Source organism: Salinibacterium xinjiangense, assembly GCF_014645015.1.
Taxonomy (GTDB): Bacteria; Actinomycetota; Actinomycetes; order Actinomycetales; family Microbacteriaceae; genus Rhodoglobus; species Rhodoglobus xinjiangensis.
This window is the reverse complement of record NZ_BMLC01000001.1, coordinates 962,590-981,494: the sequence shown is the minus strand read 5'-3', so window position 1 is coordinate 981,494 and position 18,905 is coordinate 962,590. Positions and strand designations below refer to the sequence as shown.

General features: G+C 64.4%; 17 protein-coding genes. 14 read left to right on the top strand and 3 right to left on the bottom strand.

What is annotated here, in order from left to right; genetic code table 11:
• Together IEW81_RS04585 and IEW81_RS04580 are read right to left on the bottom strand one after the other, a co-directional pair.
• Positions 1–969 (bottom strand): metallophosphoesterase, encoded by a 969-nt coding sequence (locus IEW81_RS04585; protein ID WP_097060253.1) that lies wholly within the window; start codon positions 967–969, stop codon positions 1–3.
• On the bottom strand, positions 969–3,545 hold the full coding sequence (locus IEW81_RS04580; RefSeq protein ID WP_097060254.1) for a transglycosylase domain-containing protein: 2,577 nt from the start codon (positions 3,543–3,545) through the stop codon (positions 969–971). Before IEW81_RS04580 ends, IEW81_RS04585 begins: the two co-directional genes overlap by 1 nt.
• A gap of 52 nt (positions 3,546–3,597) precedes the next feature.
• Here IEW81_RS04580 and sp36 point away from each other — a divergent pair, with 52 nt between their 5' ends.
• The 3 genes from sp36 to IEW81_RS04565 are packed head-to-tail and all read left to right on the top strand — an operon-like array spanning position 3,598 to position 5,722.
• The gene (gene sp36, locus IEW81_RS04575; protein WP_143544646.1) at positions 3,598–3,756 is read left to right on the top strand and encodes a Sp36 family protein; all 159 of its coding nucleotides are present in this window, start codon (positions 3,598–3,600) and stop codon (positions 3,754–3,756) included.
• The gene (locus IEW81_RS04570) at positions 3,756–4,217 is read left to right on the top strand and encodes a RidA family protein (protein ID WP_097060255.1); all 462 of its coding nucleotides are present in this window, start codon (positions 3,756–3,758) and stop codon (positions 4,215–4,217) included. Before sp36 ends, IEW81_RS04570 begins: the two co-directional genes overlap by 1 nt.
• Entirely contained in the window at positions 4,217–5,722 is a 1,506-nt protein-coding gene (locus IEW81_RS04565) for a UDP-N-acetylmuramoyl-L-alanyl-D-glutamate--2,6-diaminopimelate ligase (protein ID WP_229671241.1), read from the top strand. Before IEW81_RS04570 ends, IEW81_RS04565 begins: the two co-directional genes overlap by 1 nt.
• Before the next feature lie 18 nt (positions 5,723–5,740).
• Here the strand turns inward: IEW81_RS04565 and acs are convergent, their stop codons facing one another.
• Positions 5,741–7,726, bottom strand: coding sequence for an acetate--CoA ligase (gene acs, locus IEW81_RS04560; RefSeq protein ID WP_097060401.1), 1,986 nt, complete (start codon positions 7,724–7,726; stop codon positions 5,741–5,743).
• Positions 7,727–8,079: 353 nt separating this feature from the next.
• Here acs and IEW81_RS04555 point away from each other — a divergent pair, with 353 nt between their 5' ends.
• The 11 genes from IEW81_RS04555 (at position 8,080) to IEW81_RS04505 (ending at position 18,865) form a co-directional block, all read left to right on the top strand.
• Positions 8,080–9,093 carry a TadA family conjugal transfer-associated ATPase gene (locus tag IEW81_RS04555; protein ID WP_097060257.1) on the top strand — a complete coding sequence of 338 codons (1,014 nt, stop codon included), beginning with the start codon at positions 8,080–8,082 and terminating at the stop codon, positions 9,091–9,093.
• Positions 9,090–10,016 (top strand): type II secretion system F family protein, encoded by a 927-nt coding sequence (locus tag IEW81_RS04550; protein ID WP_229671240.1) that lies wholly within the window; start codon positions 9,090–9,092, stop codon positions 10,014–10,016. Before IEW81_RS04555 ends, IEW81_RS04550 begins: the two co-directional genes overlap by 4 nt.
• 3 nt (positions 10,017–10,019) lie before the next feature.
• Positions 10,020–10,739 (top strand): class I SAM-dependent methyltransferase, encoded by a 720-nt coding sequence (locus IEW81_RS04545; protein ID WP_097060258.1) that lies wholly within the window; start codon positions 10,020–10,022, stop codon positions 10,737–10,739.
• Positions 10,740–10,856: 117 nt separating this feature from the next.
• Complete coding sequence (locus tag IEW81_RS04540; protein WP_097060259.1) at positions 10,857–11,045, top strand: DUF4244 domain-containing protein; 189 nt, start codon at positions 10,857–10,859, stop codon at positions 11,043–11,045.
• Positions 11,042–11,401 (top strand): TadE family type IV pilus minor pilin, encoded by a 360-nt coding sequence (locus IEW81_RS04535; protein ID WP_143544647.1) that lies wholly within the window; start codon positions 11,042–11,044, stop codon positions 11,399–11,401. The genes IEW81_RS04540 and IEW81_RS04535 overlap by 4 nt, the downstream gene beginning before the upstream one ends.
• Positions 11,398–11,757 (top strand): Rv3654c family TadE-like protein, encoded by a 360-nt coding sequence (locus IEW81_RS04530; RefSeq protein ID WP_097060260.1) that lies wholly within the window; start codon positions 11,398–11,400, stop codon positions 11,755–11,757. Before IEW81_RS04535 ends, IEW81_RS04530 begins: the two co-directional genes overlap by 4 nt.
• 81 nt (positions 11,758–11,838) lie before the next feature.
• Positions 11,839–14,763, top strand: a complete 2,925-nt coding sequence (gene topA / locus IEW81_RS04525) for a type I DNA topoisomerase (protein ID WP_097060261.1) — start codon at positions 11,839–11,841, stop codon at positions 14,761–14,763.
• The gene (gene tmk / locus IEW81_RS04520; protein ID WP_097060262.1) at positions 14,763–15,386 is read left to right on the top strand and encodes a dTMP kinase; all 624 of its coding nucleotides are present in this window, start codon (positions 14,763–14,765) and stop codon (positions 15,384–15,386) included. The genes topA and tmk overlap by 1 nt, the downstream gene beginning before the upstream one ends.
• A 98-nt stretch (positions 15,387–15,484) precedes the next feature.
• Positions 15,485–16,648, top strand: coding sequence for a DNA polymerase III subunit delta' (locus IEW81_RS04515; protein ID WP_097060263.1), 1,164 nt, complete (start codon positions 15,485–15,487; stop codon positions 16,646–16,648).
• Entirely contained in the window at positions 16,645–18,177 is a 1,533-nt protein-coding gene (locus tag IEW81_RS04510) for an alpha/beta hydrolase (protein ID WP_229671239.1), read from the top strand. Before IEW81_RS04515 ends, IEW81_RS04510 begins: the two co-directional genes overlap by 4 nt.
• Positions 18,178–18,223: 46 nt before the next feature.
• Positions 18,224–18,865, top strand: a complete 642-nt coding sequence (locus tag IEW81_RS04505) for a TetR/AcrR family transcriptional regulator (RefSeq protein ID WP_179691803.1) — start codon at positions 18,224–18,226, stop codon at positions 18,863–18,865.
• The last annotated feature ends 40 nt before the right edge of the window (positions 18,866–18,905 follow it).

The window sequence follows — 18,905 nt, the reverse complement described above, 5'->3', positions numbered from 1 at the left end:
TCAAGAATAGCTGAAATCTCGACCCGTCAAAGTCACGACCACCGCTTCGGGTGGGCAGGCGAACCGCACGGGTGCATAGATGGATGTCCCGATGCCAGCGCTCACGTTCAAATAGGATGCATGGCGGGCGTGATGCCACAGGCTCAGGCCCTGGGCCTGGTCCCGCGGAATGTCGCAATTGGTGACCAGCGCGGGCTGCCCCGGGATGCGCACCTGACCGCCGTGGGTGTGCCCAGCGAAGATCATTTCGGCGCCGTAATTGACGAAAGAATCGAGCACGCGACGGTACGGCGCATGCGTCACACCGATCGAGACCGCCTCAGGCCCTGACCTGTCGTCGTTCCAGCCGACGTTCTCGCGCATTTCCTCGATGACGCCCGGCAGTTTATCGAGCCGGTCCCAGCCGCGGTGGGCATCGTTGGTGCCGAAGAACTCGAGTCGCGATCCACGGATCTCGATGGCCCTGGCGGTGTTATTCAGCGACAGCCAGCCAAGATCATTCTCGAAGAAGGCTTCGAGGCGCTCCGTGTCGAGGGAGGCGGCCGCGGTGGGCCTGGACGATGGTCCGCCGAAATACGAGAATGGGTTCTTCAGTTGCGGCCCGAAGTAGTCGTTGGATCCGTGGACAAACACCCCCGGAACGCCGGCGAAAGGCGCCAGCGCCTCGATCACACCCTCGATGCCGTCGGGATGTCCGAGGTTATCTCCCGTGTTGACGATGAGATCAGGTTCGAGAAGCGCAAGCGATCGCACCCACTCCTGCTTCGCCGACTGCCAGGGTGCCATGTGCAGGTCGGCCACGTGCAGCACTGTGAGCGACCTGGCTCCTGGCTCGAGCACCGATACGGTCTCGTGACGAATCGTGAAGCGATTGCGTTCGACAAGGGATCCCCACGCGAACGCCGCTGCGCCGACTGTCGCCGCAGCACCGAGTGCCGCGGCAACAGTCCTCCCGGGTGATGAGGCCACTAGCAGTTGATCTTGCCGACGCCCAGCGTCACTGTCGCTCCCGGCACGGTGGGAGTGCCAGGCGCAGGATTACTCGTCTGTACCTTCCCCACGCGCGGATCGGTAGGCAGCACCGGCCCCGATCCCGACGACGGTGCGAGCACGACACAGGCCTGCACCACTGTCCGGTATCCCGCCGCCTGCACCAGGGTTTTCGCCTGGTTGAAGTCGTTCGACTTACCGTCGGCGACCACATCCGGGAACGGGATCTGGTTTCCCTTGCTCGTGTAGACCGTGATGGTCACGCCCTTGGCGGAGACGGAACCGATGGGTGGATCAGTGCTCACCACCCTGCCGGCTTCGAGTGACGAATCGACGGCTCCACCGTCGGCGTAGGAGAATCCGAGGCCCTCGAGGATTGTCTGTGCGGCGCCGGCCGTGAGACCGGTGACGTCCGGCACGCTCTGGCCGCCACCCGTCATCAAGTCCGGGTCCGGGGCCGCCCAGTCCACTCCGCCGTACTTGGCATTGAGTGCGGCAACCGTTGGTTCCATGATGTAGTGCCTCAGTCGGATTCCGGCGACCCCGGCATATCCGGAGTCCAGGATGTTGTAGTCGCCGACAATGTTGCCGACCCACACCACCGTGCCGGCCATTGTCGTGCCCGTTGCCATCCACGTGTGACGTGCGTCATCGGTCGTACCCGTCTTGCCGAAGATCGGGATGCCGTCGTCAGGGTTCGAGTAGACCTGGTTGCCGGTCACCATAACGCCTTTGAGCACGTCAATCGCCGTATCGGCGATGTTCGGGGCGATGGCCTGGCGGCAGTCCGGGCTCTGGCCGACGGCAGTCGAGCCATCCGGCATGGTCACGCTGTCGACGATGATCGGCTTGCAATACAGGCCGTTCGCGGCGATGGACGCATAAGCCGTGGCCATACTGAGAGGGGTGACCTCATTGGTTCCGATGATCGATGTCGGGTTCGTCCCGAGGGGATCGCCATCGGCGCGCTCGACCCCGAGGCTGGCGGCGACGTCGCGGATGTCGCACAGGTCGAGCTGCTTGGCCATCGAGAAGAAGACACCGTTGACCGAATTCACGGTGCCGCTGCGAACGGTATAAGTACCGGCTTCCCCAGCATTGTTCTTGAACGGGAACGTTCCGCCGCTGAGTTTGGATCCGCAGGCCGTGTAGGAGCTGAACGGCTCCTGGCGGTTGGGATTTCCGCTCACGCGTTCCTGCACCCCTTTACCGGCTTTCAGCCAGTCGAGGAGCGTGAACACCTTGTATGTCGAGCCGGGCTGGAATCCGGAGGACCCGCCGTATTTGTAGCTGGTGTTGAAGTTGACCGCTGTGCCGATGGAGCCGATGCCCTCCGCGGTGTCGTCGAAGAGCTTATTCTGGGTCATGATCAGCACGCGTCCGGTGCCGGGTTGCACTGACGAGGTTGCGCTTCCGAGGGCAAATCCGGTCTCGGTATTCGGGGCGTAGGTCCAGGTCGCGATCTGGGCGGGAATCTGTACGTCGAGGTCCAGAGTCGTGTACAGCTTGTAGCCGCCGCGTTTCCAGTTGGCATTGCGCTCGGTCTCGTTGCCCCCGAGGAAAGCGAAATCGCCGACGCTCTTGACGACATAATCGCAGAAGAACTTGGCGTAATCGTTGGCGGCGATACATCCGTTCCTGGGCGGCTGCAGCGCAAGAGTGGTGTCGTCTACCGGGATGGCGATAGCTTCATCGCGTTCGGCAGCGGTGATGTTTCCGGCCTTGTACATGGCGTTGATGATGTAGTTGCGGCGTTCGGTGTTGGACTCATAATTAGCGGGATCACCGAGATTGCGCTGGTTCGGGTATTGCACGATGGCCACGAGGCTTGCGGCCTGAGCGAGGGTCAGGTCGCTCGCATTGACGCTGTAGTAGCGCTGGGCCGCGGCCTGGATCCCATAGGTCGCATTGCCGAAGTTGGCGATGTTGAGGTAGGCGGTGAGAATTTCCTTCTTCGTGTACTTCTTCTCGAGCCCGATCGCCTGCTTCATCTCTTTCAGCTTGCGATCGAAAGACTCCTTCTTGGCTTTCTCGTAGGCCGCGTCGCGTTCTTCCTGGGTAGGAAGGTTCTCCGCTTCCTGCGTGGCGATGTTCTTGACCAGCTGCATCGAGAGAGTGGATGCTCCACTCTCCACCGCGCCCGAGCGAAGGTTCGCGAGTGCTGCACGAACGACCGAGGAGACGTCGACCCCGCCATGCTCGAAGAACCGAGCGTCCTCACCGTCTACCGTTGCATCCAGGGCGAATTTCGAGATCTGGTCGTAGGTGACCTCTTCGCGGTTCTGGTCGTAGATCGAGGCGATCAGGAATTTGCCGTCAACGCTTCCCTCGCCCGAATACGATGCCCAGATCTCGTTACGCTGCGACTGCTGGCCGATGTTGATGTACTCCGGCAGGCTGTCAAACACACCGATAGTGCTGGAGGCCGTCACGCCGGTGACCGCGATCGCAGGGGCCACCATGACGGTCACCAGAACTCCGGAAAGAAGGCTGAAACCGAGGAATCCGGCGATGCCGGAAATGACGCCTCTACGGGGGGGTTTTTGGGCAGACATAGACTTAGGGTACGGGACAATCCCGTTTTCTAAGCTGAACGGAAGCCGACAAATGCCCCAGTGGGAGTACCTCACTACGCCGCTCATCATCCACAACACCTCCGCGATCCTGAATAACTGGGGATCTGAGGGCTGGGAACTGGTCCAGGTGGTGACCGGTCCCGAAGGCGGCCTGGTCGCCTACTTGAAGCGACAGAAAGAAGAGTCCTGATGTCCCAGCTGGATGATCGCCTCATCGAACTCGGAATCATCATTCCCTCCGTAGCCAAGCCCGTAGCGGCGTACGTACCCGCGGTCATCGTCGGCAACCTCGTGTACACCTCGGGACAGCTGCCCTCCGTCGAGGGAAAGCTGGCGTTCACCGGCAAGGTCGGTGCCGAGGTCGACGCCGACACGGCCAAGGATCTCGCGCGCACCTGCGTGCTCAACGGACTCGCCGCCGCGAAGAACGTGCTCGGCTCGCTCGACCGCATCACCCGCGTCGTGAAGGTCGTCGGTTTCGTGGCATCAGACCCGTCATTCACTGGCCAGCCCGGCGTGATAAACGGTGCATCCGAACTGCTCGGCGACATCTTCGGCGACGCAGGTGTCCACGCCCGCAGCGCTGTCGGTGTCGCCGTGCTGCCGCTCGATGCACCCGTCGAGATCGAGTTCCTGTTCGAGTTCGCGTGATGGAGGTCTGGTCAGACGGGCAGGCCGGAGCCGATGCGACGCCGCACGACCTCGACCTCGGCCGCTACGACGACGCGCTCACCGGCATCGTCGTTCGCGGTCGTCGACTGGTGCAGGACAGCAGGGCGCTCGAGCCAGGCGACGTTTTCGTCGCACTGGGGCGACCCGGGGCTCCTGCTCTGCCATGGGTGCAGGATGCGCTCGAGCGGGGGGCCGCTGCCGTGCTCGTGGACGCCATCGACGCCGAGGGCGCACTGCCCGAGCACGTGTACCGTGTGGCCGGGCTGAAGACCGTACTGGGGCGCATGGCTGACGATTTTTCAGGGCATCCATCCCGGGCCATGACCATGGTCGGCATCACCGGCACCAATGGCAAGACCTCGACCGCGCACCTTCTCACCCAGGCGTGGAACGCCCTGGGCACCACGTCAGCGACGATCGGAACACTCGGTGCCGGTGTCACGGGCGAGCCGCGGATCAATATGGGCATGACCACCCCGCAGTTGTCGACCGTGCACCAGTTCCTCGCAGACTTCGTCGCAAAGGGGGTCAAGGATGTCGCGATGGAGGTCAGTTCGCACGCCCTCGAGCAGGGCCGGGTCGACGCCGTCGAGTTCGACATCGTCGCCTTCACGAACTTCACGAGGGATCACCTGGACTATCACGGGACGATGGAGGAGTACGCGAAGCAGAAGGCGAAAATCTTCACCCTGCCCGGGATCAGCGCCGCCATCGTCAACCTCGATGACGCTTTCGGGCGCGAGCACTTCGCAACCATCGGTGAAGGGATTCGCCGGATCGGCCTGAGCTCGCAGGGAAACGTCGACGCCACCGTGTCGGCTGGCGCTGTCGAACTCACCACGCAGGGCCTGCAATTCGACCTCAGGATCGACGGTACTCGTCACGCTGTGGCGAGCTCGCTGATCGGCCGGTTCAACGTCGACAACCTGCTCGCGGTGGCCGGCGTGCTGCATGCCCAGGGCGTGCCCGCCTCGCGCATCGCGGAAACCCTGGGCCCACTCACACCCGTGGTCGGCCGGATGACACGCATCCAGCCGTCGCCGTTGCTGCCCCTGGTGGTTGTGGACGCCGGGCACACCCCGGACGCCGTGCAGCATGCCGTCACGGCCCTGCGCGAGTCGGGGCACTCGCGGCTCGTGACGGTGTTCGGCGCCACCGGCGACCGCGATGCTGGCAAGCGTCCCGAGATGGCACGCATCGTCGAGGCCGGTTCTGATCTCGTTATCGTGACGGACGACGATGTGCACTTCGAGGACGGTGACCAGATCCTTGCTGACATCCGCCGCGGGTTCGAGCATCCCGAACGTGTCGTCGAGATCCGGGACCGCACGACCGCGATCGCGTACGCGATTGATGCCGCTGGTCCCGACGACGTCGTGCTGCTGCAGGGCAAGGGCCATGAGCCGTACCAGATCATCGGCGACCAGCGGGTGCCGTTCAGCGATCTCGATACCGCTGAACGACTCCTCGCCGATCGGATGTAGCGCCTTATTGGTGCAGGACTATTGCTTCAACCTGTCGGAGATGATCTCCATCACCGAGGTGTCTGCGAGAGTCGTCGTGTCGCCGATTTCGCGGCCCTCGGCGACATCCTGAAGCAGCCTGCGCATGATTTTGCCTGAGCGGGTTTTGGGAAGCTCAGACACGATGAATACCTGGCGGGGCCGGGCGATAGCGCCGATCTGATGCGCGACGTGGGCGCGCAGCAGGGCGGATGATTCGGCTGTCGTGTGCGGTACGGGCTGGTTCGACTTGAGGATGACGAAGGCGACGACGGCCTGGCCGGTCGCCTCATCGGCGGCGCCGACCACCGCGGCCTCGGCGACCATGTGGTGCGAGACCAGCGCAGACTCGATCTCCTGGGTGGACAGGCGGTGACCCGACACGTTCATCACGTCGTCCACGCGGCCGAGAAGCACGATGTCACCGTCGGAATCGACGTGGGCGCCGTCACCGGCGAAGTACTTCCAGTCGGCATCCGCGCCATCGGCAGCAGGCGTCGAGAACCGTGACCAGTATGCCTCCTTGAACCGCTCGGGATCACCCCAGATGCCACGCAGCATGGCCGGCCACGGTTCCGACACCACGAGCAGGCCACCCTGCGGTGGGTCGACCCTCGTGCCGTCCTCGCCGAGGATGTCGATCTTCACGCCCGGAATCGGCACCTGGGCCGAGCCGGGTTTGAGGGTGGTGAGGCCGGGTAGCGCTGAGATCATGATGCCGCCCGTTTCGGTCTGCCACCAGGTGTCGACGATGGGCGCGGTGCCGCCACCGATCACATCGCGGTACCAGATCCACGCCTCCGGGTTGATCGGTTCGCCCACCGAACCGAGCACCCTGATTGAACTGAGGTCGAAGCGCTGGGCAACCTGCCGCCCGATCTTCATCGCCGAGCGGATCGCGGTAGGTGCCGTGTAGAAGATCGACACCTTGTACTTCTCGATCAGCTCCCACCAGCGACCCTGGTGAGGAGTATCCGGCGTTCCCTCGTACATCAACTGGGTCGCGCCGTTGGCGAGCGGACCGTAGATGACGTAGCTGTGACCGGTGATCCAGCCCACATCGGCCGTGCACCAGTAGACATCGGTCTCGGGGTGGAGGTCAAAGACGTTCTTGTGCGTGAAGGCCACCTGTGTCAGGTAGCCGCCGCTCGTATGCAGGATCCCCTTGGGCTTGCCCGTGGTTCCCGAGGTATAGAGGACGAAAAGCGGGTTCTCCGCCTCGAACCCCTGCGCCTCGTGTTCAGGGTCTGCCTTGGCGAGCTCGTCGTGCCACCACAGGTCGCGGCCCGCTGTCCATTCGACGTCGTTCTCGCCGCGCTTGACGACGAGCACGTTGGTGACGGTGGATGTTCCGTTCTCGAGTGCTCCGTCGACCGCAGCCTTGAGCGGGAACACCTTCCCCTTGCGCCAGCCGCCGTCGGCCGTGATCACCAGTTTCGCACCCGCGTCGTCGATGCGACTGCGCAGGCTCTCTGAACTGAATCCGCCGAACACGACCGAATGCACGGCTCCGAGCCTCGCGATGGCCAGCATCGCGATGACGGCCTCGGGGATGACCGGCAGGTACACGGCGACACGGTCGCCCTGCCCGATGCCGAGGGCCGCGATCACATTCGCCGCGCGCTTAACTTCTTCCGTCAGCTCTGAGTACGTGTAGCTGCGGCTGTCTCCCGGCTCGCCCTCCCAGTGGATGGCGACCCGGTCACCGTTTCCAGCGATGACGTGACGGTCGAGGCAGTTGTAGGCGACGTTCAGCTCACCATCGCCGAACCATCGCGCGACCGGTGCGTTCGACCAGTCGAGAGTCTCTGTGAATGGCTTGTGCCAGTGCAGGATGTCGCGGGCCTGGTCGGCCCAGAACGCTACCCGGTCATCTTTGGCGTCGTCATAGATGCTCGGGCTGGCGATGGCTGATGCCGCGAATGCGTCGCTCGGCGGGAACCGGCGTGATTCGTGGAGCAGGCTGTCAATCGAATTTGTGGACATGAGATCCTCGTCGATCACGCGGCCTGCCAGGAACCGCGAAGTGAGTGTACAAAGCGAACTCTTCGATACTACCCAAACTCTCATTGCGCCTTCGGCGCCATGCGATACACTGTGTTAGTCGAAGTTACATTTGACTGGCAGCGCACGTGATTCCCCCCAATCCCGCGTTGCCGTGGCGGCGCCTGTTCCCCCCAATAGGCGTCGCCCCTCTCTTTAACCGGTGATATGCGCGGATTTGCTGAAGATGTGCCCGGGTTTGATTTTCCTCCCGTCCACAACCCATCCCTGCGCTCGGAACCCACCGAACTCACCCGGTCCACCAGGTGGGTCGCGAGGGTGAATACCGTGCTGCCATGTCATTCGAACCGGACCTGGTGCCCTTCGTCGTTCGGAGACCTGCTGCACCTGAACCCACCGCAACGAACACTGCCACCCGTCGAGCTGGCAGCGCAGATTTCGGGCAACTCCATTCGCTGTTCGCCGATCCCGCTGTCACCGACATCTTCGTCAACGGTGGCCGGGAAGTCTGGGCTGACCGAGGTGGAGGTCTCGAACGGCAACCGACCCTGGGCTTTATCGAATCGGAACTGCGCGAGTTCGCTGTTCGCCTGGTGGCGCTGGGTGGGCGGCACATTGATGAATCGAACCCCTGCGTCGACACCCGCATCCACGACGGAATCAGGGTGCACGCCGTTCTTCCCCCGATCTCACCACAGGGCACGTTGCTCTCCATCCGCATCCCCCATCAGCGACCGCTCTCGCTGGGTGACCTCGAAAGCGCTGGATTCTTCGACGACGTTCCGGCCGTGGTCATCCGCAAACTCGTCGCCGCCCGCCAGAACCTCCTGATCACCGGGGCGGGCGGCAGCGGTAAGACAACACTGCTGTCGGCCCTGCTCGGGGAGGCGGCCGTGACCGAACGGATTATCGCGATCGAAGATGTCAGCGAGCTTCGGGTGCAGCATCCGCATTTCGTATCGCTGGAGGCACGACAGGCGAACCTGGAGGGTGCAGGAGGGCTGGGGTTGGCCAGGCTGCTGCGAGAGGCCTTGCGGATGCGCCCTGACCGGCTCGTACTCGGCGAATGTCGCGGGGCAGAGATCCGCGAGTTGCTGGGCGCGCTCAACACCGGCCACGACGGGGGAGGGGGTACCCTTCACGCGAACTCACTGGCCGACGTACCTGCAAGGCTCGAGGCGCTCGGCGCGCTCGCTGATCTCGGGCCGACGGCAATCGCGCGGCAGGCCGTGAGTGCTATCGGCTCCGTGCTGCACCTGGAACGACGTGGTGGTGTGCGTCGGCTCGTGCGGGTCGGCACCTTCGAGCTCGACGAGCGGGGACGGCTTCTCGTGGTGGAGTCGCGGTGAGGGCGCCGGGGCGCAGAGCTGCGTCCACTAGGGAGCCGCTGGCCGAGGTCGCCGCGGTCACCCAGCGACTCTCGGTGCTGCTGGCAGCAGGAGTCACCCCGGCCTCTGCCTGGCAGCATGTTGCGGCGTCCACCGGTTCGACTCTGGCATCGCGAGTCGCTGGAGCATCGTCGACCTCAGTGGCCGATGCGGTGATCGACGCAGCGGCGAGGCTCGACCCCCTCGAGGGAGCGGCGTGGCGGGGACTGGCGGCCGCCTGGACCGTCGCCACCGCGGCCGGGGCCCCGCTGGCCCCCTGCCTCCGCCGGTATTCACAATCCCTGCGCGATCTCGCCCAGGCCCAGCGCGACGCGAGAGTGGCGCTCGCAGCGCCGGTTGCGACCGCCAGGATGGTTCTCGCGTTGCCCATAGTGGGCGTGTTGTTCGGCACGGCACTGGGCTTCAACACCCTCGCTGTGCTGTTTGGAACCGCGATCGGCTGGATCTGCCTTGCCGTCGGCGCGGCGTTGATGGCGATCGCGCTGAAATGGAATGCCTCCATGGTCGCGAAAGCGCGCCCAAAAGACCCCGCGCCCGGCATCGGCTGCGATCTCATGGCGATCGCCGTGAGTGGTGGTTCTGCTCTCGATCACGCCAGGGCGATCGTCGACGAGACCGTTGCGCGATTCTCCCTGCCTGCCATCGTCGGCGTCGATGAGGTGCTCGAGTTGTCCCGAAGCGCGGGGGTGCCAGCCGCCGAGCTTCTCAACAGCCAGGCTGAAGAACTGCGTAGGGTCGCGACCGCGCGTGCACAGGAAGATGCGGCGGCGCTCGGGGTGCGCCTGATGCTCCCGCTCGGGTTGTGCATCCTGCCCGCCTTCATGGTGCTGGGGGTGTTTCCCCTCCTGGTTGCCGTCATCTCGTCGACTGTCGGTTCGTTGTGACGAATGACCGGCACGATACTCTGGCTCACTATGGCGGTGACACCGAGCGAAGACGACACCCTGATGAAAGATGTGCTGGTCTGGGATGTGCGCACCTGGAAAGCAGCCGTGGACCTCTGGGACCAATCACTTCCGCAGGCCGGTCCGCGGTTAACGTGCCTCGAGATCGGCGCGGGACCCGGTGGCCCTTCCCTGTGGCTGGCGCTGAAAGGCCACGAGGTCATCTGCTCGAATCTCAAAAACACCGAGATCATGGCAGCCCCGATCCATCAAAAATACGGCGTGTCGGCGAAGATCCTCTACCAGGACATCGACGCCATCAATGTTCCCTATGAAAACTACTTCGATGTCGTGATCTTCAAGTCGGTGCTCGGAGGCGTCGGCTCGCGCCAGGTCGACGCGATGGCTCAGATCCTCAAATCCCTGAAACCGGGCGGAATCCTGCTGTTCGCAGAGAACATCCGCGGCACGGTGTTCCACCGACTCGCGCGCTCGATCGCGTACAGGATTCGCGGCACCTCGTGGCGGTATCTGACGCTCGCCCAGATGAGAGCCCTGCTCGATGGTTTCTCCACGGTCGATGTGCAGACCACGGGGGTCCTGGCGATGTTCGGCAACACCGAGTCGAGGCGCGCGGCGTTGGCGGGAGTCGACCAGCGGTTTCTCAACCGGGTGACGCCGCGGTCGTGGAAGTACGTGAGCTACGGGGTGGCGACGAAGTAGGCACTTCTCGTGCCCAGCGACTGGTTATGGTGCCGTTCGCACCGATCGTCTGCATGAGTTGCAACAACCGGCGACGCCAGGGAAGACTCGACGTGCTCGGCCAGAACAGGACGCACGATGAAGAGAATCCCCGCCGCGGTGAGAAAGCTGCTGCGAGACGAACAGGGTGCCGCGACTGCCGAGTACGCGATCGCGACAATGGCCGCCGTCGGCTTCGCGGGGCTACTGGTGGTGATCATGCGCTCGGACGAGGTGCGGGGGCTGCTCACCGACATCATCCGCACGGCGCTGTCGATTCCGGGATGATCGGCAGCGCTCGCGGCAGGAGACGGGCCCCGGGTGACGGTGGCAGCGTTACCGCGGAGTTCGCGGTAACGATGCCCGCGGTCATCGTGGTGCTCGCCGTCTGCCTGTCCGGTGTGCAGGTGGCCGGGCAGCAATTGCGGTTGCAGGATGCCGCGGCGGCCGCAGCGCGATCGTTCGCGCGCGGCGACTCGGCGGCCGCCACGGCCTCGCGACTCGCGCCGGGAGCGACCGTCACGCAGCGCTCGGACGGCGACATCGATTGCGTGACGCTGACGGACCAGCCGAAGGTGGCGACGGGCGGTATCGCTGGCCTCATCCTCACCGCATCGAGCTGCGCGCTGGGCGGTGGCCTGTGACGCTCGACCGCCGCGCGGGGGAGGCTGGGTCAGGGTCGCTACTCACAGTCGCGATCCTGGGGGCTGTCACAGCGCTGTCGATGATGCTTCTTCCTCTTTATACGGGGCTTTCGGCCCGGCATTCCGTCGCCGGCGCGGCAGATGCTGCGGCCCTCGCCGCAGCAGACACCGCTGTGGGCATCGTGCCGGGCATGCCGTGCGAGGCGGCCGGGAGAGTGGCTGAGGCGAACGGGGCATCCATCCTCTCGTGCGACGTCGATGGCCTGATCGTGACGGTCACGGCGGTCAGGATAATCCTGGGCGTATCGGTCACCGCAGCTGCGACGGCGGGGCCCGGTGACTCAGCTGTGGATTAGGTGAGAGTGCGGTTTGTGTGTGTATGGTGTCGCTGACGGGGGCAGCCACGCCATCTCGTTCGTCCCAACCCAAGGAGTACCGTGCCCGGCACGAAGAAACTCGTCATCGTCGAGTCGCCCACCAAGGCAAAAACTATCGCCCAGTATCTCGGCGACGGCTTCGAGGTGCAGTCTTCCGTTGGCCACATCCGCGACCTCATCGAACCGAAGAACCTGCCGCCCGAACTCAAGAAGGGCACCCTCGGCAAGTTTTCCGTCGACGTCGAGAACGGGTTCGAACCCTATTACGTCGTGTCTGACGCGAAGAAGAAGACTGTCGCCGACCTGAAGCGGGCACTGGCCAACGCCGACGAACTCTTCCTTGCGACTGATGAGGACCGCGAGGGCGAGGCGATCGCGTGGCATCTTCTGCAGGTGCTGAAGCCCAAGGTGCCTGTCAAGCGGATGGTGTTCCACGAGATCACCAAAGAGGCGATCAAACACGCCACCGAGAACACGCGAGAGCTCGACACGGCGCTCGTCGACGCACAGGAGACCCGGCGCATCCTCGACCGCCTCTATGGTTTCGAGATCTCGCCGGTGCTGTGGCGCAAGGTCGGCCCCGGACTCTCAGCTGGCCGTGTGCAGTCTGCCGCAACCCGACTCGTCGTCGATCGTGAGCGCGAGCGCCTTGCTTTCGTCACCGCGGGTTACTGGGACCTGATCGCCCAGTTCACACCGAAGACCGCAACCCAGCAGTTCGAATCACGACTCGTACGACTCGACGGCAAGCGCATCGCCGCCGGTCGCGATTTCGACGACAAGGGAAAGCTCAAGGGCGACGTGACGATCGTCGACGAGCTGGCCGCCCAGACTCTTGCGAAAGCATTGCGTGACCCGAAAACCGCCATCACGGTCAACACTGTCGAGTCGAAGCCGTACACGCGGCGGCCCGCGGCTCCGTTCACCACGTCGACCCTGCAGCAGGAGGCCGGACGCAAGCTCAGGTTCTCTGCGCGCCAGACGATGAGCGTCGCGCAGTCGCTGTACGAGAACGGCTACATCACGTATATGCGAACCGACTCGCCCACGCTGTCACAGCAGGCGATCGATGCGGCACGCAACCAGGCCAGAAGCCTGTATGGCGCAGAAACCGTGCCGGACCAGCCCCGCGTCTACTCCGGCAAGAGCAAGAATGCGCAGGAGGCACACGAGGCGATCCGCCCGTCTGGTGACACCTTCCGCACACCGAGCGAGGTGGCGCCGACTCTTCGCGGCAACGACTTCAAGCTGTACGACCTGATCTGGAAGCGCACGGTCGCATCCCAGATGGCGGATGCAAAAGGTTCCACGGCATCCATCACCATCGGCGCGGGCCCGACACCGTCAGGATCCATCGCCGAGTTCGTCGCTACGGGTACGATCATCACCTTCCGCGGCTTCATGCACGCGTACGAAGAGGGCCGCGATGAGGTGCGCAACGCGACAGCCGAGCCCACCGAGGCCAAACTCCCGCCGCTGACAGAGGGGCAGTCGCTGTCGCTCGTCGAGGTGGAGGCCAAGGGCCACGAGACCTCTGCACCGCCCCGCTACACCGAGGCCAGCCTCGTCAAGACGCTGGAAGAGCTGGGTATCGGTCGTCCGTCGACCTACGCATCTATCATCTCGACGATCATCGACCGCGGCTACGTCACGCCTCGGGGGCAGGCGCTCGTTCCGAACTGGATCGCGTTCTCCGTCGTGCGGTTGCTCGAGGAGTACTTCGCCGACCTCGTGCAGTACGACTTCACCGCGGGAATGGAAGACGACCTCGACCGTATTGCCGGCGGCGAAGCGGATCGTGTCGAGTGGCTCACCGGGTTCTACTTCGGTAGTGAGAAGCACCGCGGCCTCCGCACAGTCATCGACAACATGGGCGAAATCGACGCGCGCGAGATCAATTCGATCAAAATCGCTGATGACGTCACGCTGCGCATCGGCAAGTATGGGCCCTATCTCGAGGCCCCGGGTGAGAACCCGGAGACCCCGCGTCGGGTCAACATCCCGCAGGAACTGGCGCCCGACGAACTGACGGCCGAGAAGGCTCGAGAGTTGATCGACGCTCCCGTCGTCGGTGACCGCGTTATCGGGGTGAATCCCGAGAATGGCAAGGAGGTGGTGGCGAAGGATGGCCGCTTTGGCCCCTACGTCACCGAGCTCGAGCCCGAGCTTCCCGCGGTCGAGCCCGAATACGTGCTCGACAAGAAGACCGGCGAGCTCAAAGAGAAGAAGGCAAAGAAGGTTGCCGTCGTCAAGCCGCGCACGGCATCGATCTTCAAGTCGATGGATCTCGCAACCGTCAACCTCGACACTGCGCTGGAGTTGCTCTCGTTGCCACGTGTGGTGGGGCTCGATCCTGAATCCGGTGCGGAGATCCTGTCGCAGAACGGGCGCTTCGGGGCGTACCTCAAGAAGGGCACAGACACCCGTTCGCTCATCTCGGAAGACCAGATCTTCCAGATCGACCTTGCAGGAGCGCTCGAACTGTTCGCCCAGCCGAAGTACGGCGGGCGGGCCGCATCCAGTGCACTCAAGGAATTCGACGCCGACCCCGTCAGCGAGAAGCCGATCAAGATCAAGGATGGCCGCTTCGGCGCCTACGTCACCGATGGCACAACTAACGCGACGATTCCTCGCGGTGAAGACATCGAGGACATTGACTTCGCTCGTGCCGTGCAACTGTTGGCTGATAAGCGTGCCAAGGGACCGGCCGTGAAGCCCGCCGCCAAAAAGCCCGCCGCCAAGAAGCCGGTTGCCAAGAAGCCAGTCGCCAAGAAGCCGGCAGTCAAGAAGCCGGCAGTCAAGAAGCCGGTCGCCAAAAAGCCGGCGGCCAGGAAGCCGGCAGCCTCGAAGGCAGCCTCCACGACGAGCGATGCTGCGGCCAGGACGCCAGTGGTTCGCGCACCGGCGCCGCGCAAGCCCGCCGTGCGCAAGCCAGCCATCTCGAAGATCCCTGCATCGTCGGCCGCATCGGCCCCCGTCAACTAGTGGCAGGGCTGTTTATCACCCTCGAGGGTGGTGACGGGTCGGGCAAGTCGACCCAGTCGGGCATTCTCGTCGAGTGGCTGCAGAATTCCGGCCGTACGGTTGTCGTCTCACGCGAGCCCGGCGGAACCGATCTCGGCCTGGAGTTGCGTGAAATCGTGCTGCACAGGCGCGGCGAGATCGCTCCCAGGGCAGAAGCGCTCATTTACGCGGCAGACCGCGCCCACAACATCGCCACGAAGGTGCGACCTGCTCTCGAGCGCGGGGACGTCGTGGTGCAGGATCGCTACCTCGACTCATCGGTCGCCTACCAGGGGGCGGGTCGCGTCCTCGGCGGTGACGAGGTGCGGGGCATCTCCCTATGGGCGGCCGAGGGCTTGTTGCCCGACCTGACGGTGCTGCTCGACCTGCACGAGGACGCTGGCAAAGACCGGCTCGCCGACTCACGCACGCGGTACGACCGGCTCGAGGCCGAAGCCAACGACTTCCATGGCAGGGTGCGCGCTGGCTACCTGCAGCTTGCTGCCGCCGAACCCGACCGATTCCTGGTGCTGGACGCCCGTGACAGCGTGGAGTCCATCGCCGCCGCGATCCGCGCCAGGGTCGAGTCGCTGCCCACATCCTGATCCCGGAACTGCGCCACGGCACTGCGTCGCAGCACCACCACGGAACTGCCACGGAGCTGGCGCAGCGTGCTGTCGGGCGCAGCGCTTAGGCTGGGCGCATGGCAGTCTGGGACGAGTTGACGGGTCAATCCGAGGCGATCGCGATCGTGGAGGCTGCGGCCTCGGCCTCGGCGATCGGGGGCTCCGGCGACTCGTCGATGACCCACTCCTGGCTCATCACCGGCCCTCCGGGTTCTGGTCGATCGAATCTCGCATACGCGTTCGCAACCGCACTTCTGAGCCCGGGTGACCCCGACGGGGATGCGGCAGCAGCTCGACAGGTGGCCGCGCGCACTCATCCTGATCTCGCCGTCCTGAGTTCCGAGCGAGTGATCATCGCGATCGAGGAGGTGCGCGCTCTCGTCGCGACCTCGCAGTTCTCCCCGTCCGTCGGCCGGTACCGGGTGATGGTCATCGAAGATGCCGATCGCATGGCCGAACGCACCTCGAACGTGCTGCTCAAAGCGCTGGAAGAGCCGCCGCCGCGCACGGTATGGATCCTGTGCGCCCCGAGCGAGGCCGACCTCATCCCGACCATTCGATCCCGGGTGCGCACTGTGCGCCTGCGTGTGCCTGGCATCGCCGAGGTGGCAGCACTGCTCGAGCGGCGTGACGGTGTGGATGCCGCGACCGCGACCCGTGCCGCCCGCGAAGCACAGTCGCACATCGGTATGGCTCACCGCCTCGCCACCAATGCCGATGCGCGGGAGCGGCGTGAGCGCACCCTCGACATCGCGCTGGGCATCCGCTCGGTGTCCGGCGCCGTGATGGCGGCGGTGTCGCTGCTCGAGCTGGCAAAGTCCGACGCGGTGGCGATCACCGAGCAACGGGACACCGAAGAACGCACCTCGGCGATGCGATCACTCGGCATCGAGCCGGGCGGCACGATTCCCCCAGCGCTTCGAAGCCAGCTCAGAAATCTCGATGAAGACCAGAAGCGGCGCGCCACCAGGAGCCTCCGTGACGGCATCGACCGGATCATGGTCGACCTGCTGACGCTCTACCGCGACATGCTGCTGTTGCAACTCGGAGTGCCCGGCGAGCCGATCAACGTGAGAATTCTCGACAGGCTCCAGGCCGCCGCTGGGACCTGCACTGCCGTAGATACGTTGGCGACCATGGATGCCATTGCCACAGCGCGCGAACGCATCGAGAGCAACGTGCCTCCCGCCCTTGCTCTCGAGGCGATGCTGATCACCGCGATCCGCGGAGGCAGGAGTTGAGGGGCCGTACCGCCGTCGTCGTCGCGATGGCCATGGTGGTGCTGTTGCCCCTGAGCGGGTGCGTTTCGTGGTTCATGCCGCCGGCAGCCAACACGACATCGACGCCGACGGGTGAAGACGTGGCGGCAGGGCTTACGCCGTTCTACGAGCAGATCCTGAAGTGGTCGAACTGCGACGGCGGCATGCAGTGCTCGACGGCGACAGCGCCGCTGGACTGGAGCGAACCGGGTGGAGAATCCATCGAGCTCGCTCTTGTGCGCCAGCCCGCGACATCCTCTGCCCGCGTCGGATCGCTGCTGGTCAACCCCGGGGGCCCGGGTGGCTCCGGTGTCGACTTCGTCAAAGACAGCGTCGACTATGCGACAGACAAGCGGCTGCAGTCGAGCTTCGACATCGTGGGCTTCGACCCCCGCGGTGTCAACCGCTCGACACCGGTCACCTGCTACTCAGACCCCGCCGAACTCGACTCCTACCTCTACGACATCCTGCCGGGTACCCCCGGTTCAGACGACTGGATCGCCGCCGCCAACGCTTCGACGAAGCAGTTCGGTGAGCGGTGCCTTGAGCTGACGGGCCCGCTGCTGGGCAACGTCGACACGATCAGCGCCGCCCGCGACCTCGATATGCTGCGGGCGGTCTTGGGAGACACCACCCTCAACTATCTGGGGTACTCGTATGGCACGCTGCTCGGCCAGGTGTATGCCGACCTCTTCCCCGATAAGACAGGCAGGCTGGTGCTGGATGGCGCCGTCGATCCAGCCTCAGACGATTTCGAAGGCACGGCCACCCAGGCCCAGGGGTTCGAGAGCGCGCTTCGGGCCTTCCTCGAAGACTGCAGTTCGGCAGAAGACTGTCCATTTCCTGGGTCGGTGGATGCCTCGATGACCACGATCCGCACACTGCTCGACAGTCTCGACGCGAGCCCGATCGCCAGCGACGACGGCCGTGAGCTCGGCAGCAGCGCGATGTTCACGGCGATCATCCTGCCCCTGTACAACGCCGACAACTGGGTTTCCCTGCGCGAGTTGTTCACGAGTGTGTTCCAGGGCGATGCGAGCTACGCGTTCCAGCTCGCTGACACCTACAACGGCCGTGACCCTGACGGCAGCTATGCCGAGAACCAGACAGAAGCGTTCATCAGCATCAACTGCCTGGATGCTCACGGGGACGGCGATGTTGCGCAGATGCGTGCCGAGGCGGCTGAGCTGGCCAGGCTCGCTCCGGTCTTCGGGCCGCAGATGTCGTGGGGTGGAACGGGATGCCCGAACTGGCCTGTCCCGGCGAAGCGGGACCGCGCACCGATCCTGGCGGCGGGTTCTGCAGACATCCTGGTCGTGGGCACCACGAACGATCCTGCTACCCCCTACAAGTGGGCGCAGACGGTCGCCGCGACTCTCGAGAAGGGCCACCTTGTCACCTTCGACGGAGAGGGTCACACGGCGTACAACAAATCCAACGACTGTGTGAATGATGCGGTCGACGAGTTCCTGATCAATGGCACCGTGCCAGCAACCGACCCGCTGTGCTGAGGCGTGTGAATCACTGCAAAATTGCACAATGTGCAAGAATGGTGTCATGACGACGGACACCATCGCGCCGGGCCTGCGCGAACGAAAGCGACTCGCGACCAGACGGTCAATCCAGCTCGCCGTGCTGGACCTCGTTGCGGAGCGCGGGCTCGAGGGGGTGACCATTGATGAGGTTAGCCGGGTAGCCGACATTTCCCCTCGCACCTTCTTCAACTACTTCGCCTCGAAAGAGGAGGCGCTCATGGGCAATCCACCGGAGTTGCCGTCCGGTGGGCAGGTGGAGCGGTTCGTCATGGACAGCAGCCCCGGGAGTCTCCTCGATGACATCACGGCTCTGCTCATCAGCGCGGGTGAGGCTTCGAGCAACGACGTCGAGATCTTCCATCGTCGCCACGCCCTGCTGAAGCAGTACCCTCACCTCTTCGCCATGAGGATGGCTACCATGCGCAGGTTCGAGGAGGAGGTCGCGACAGTTATCGCACGCAGGCTGGCTGTCGACGATCCGATTTTGGCGAATGATCCGAACCGACTCGCCGAGCGGGCCAGGCTCATCACTCTCGTGTCCTTTGCTGCCATGCGCCACGCCTGGACCAGTTGGGCGCAGGGCGAATCGCCCTCGAAGCTGACCGAGCGGCTGACGGAGTCGTTCGGCGAGTTGAAGACCCTCTTCAGCTCACCTGGGACCTGAGCGTCATGACGCGGCCAAATCTCGGCTAGGCTTTCATGCT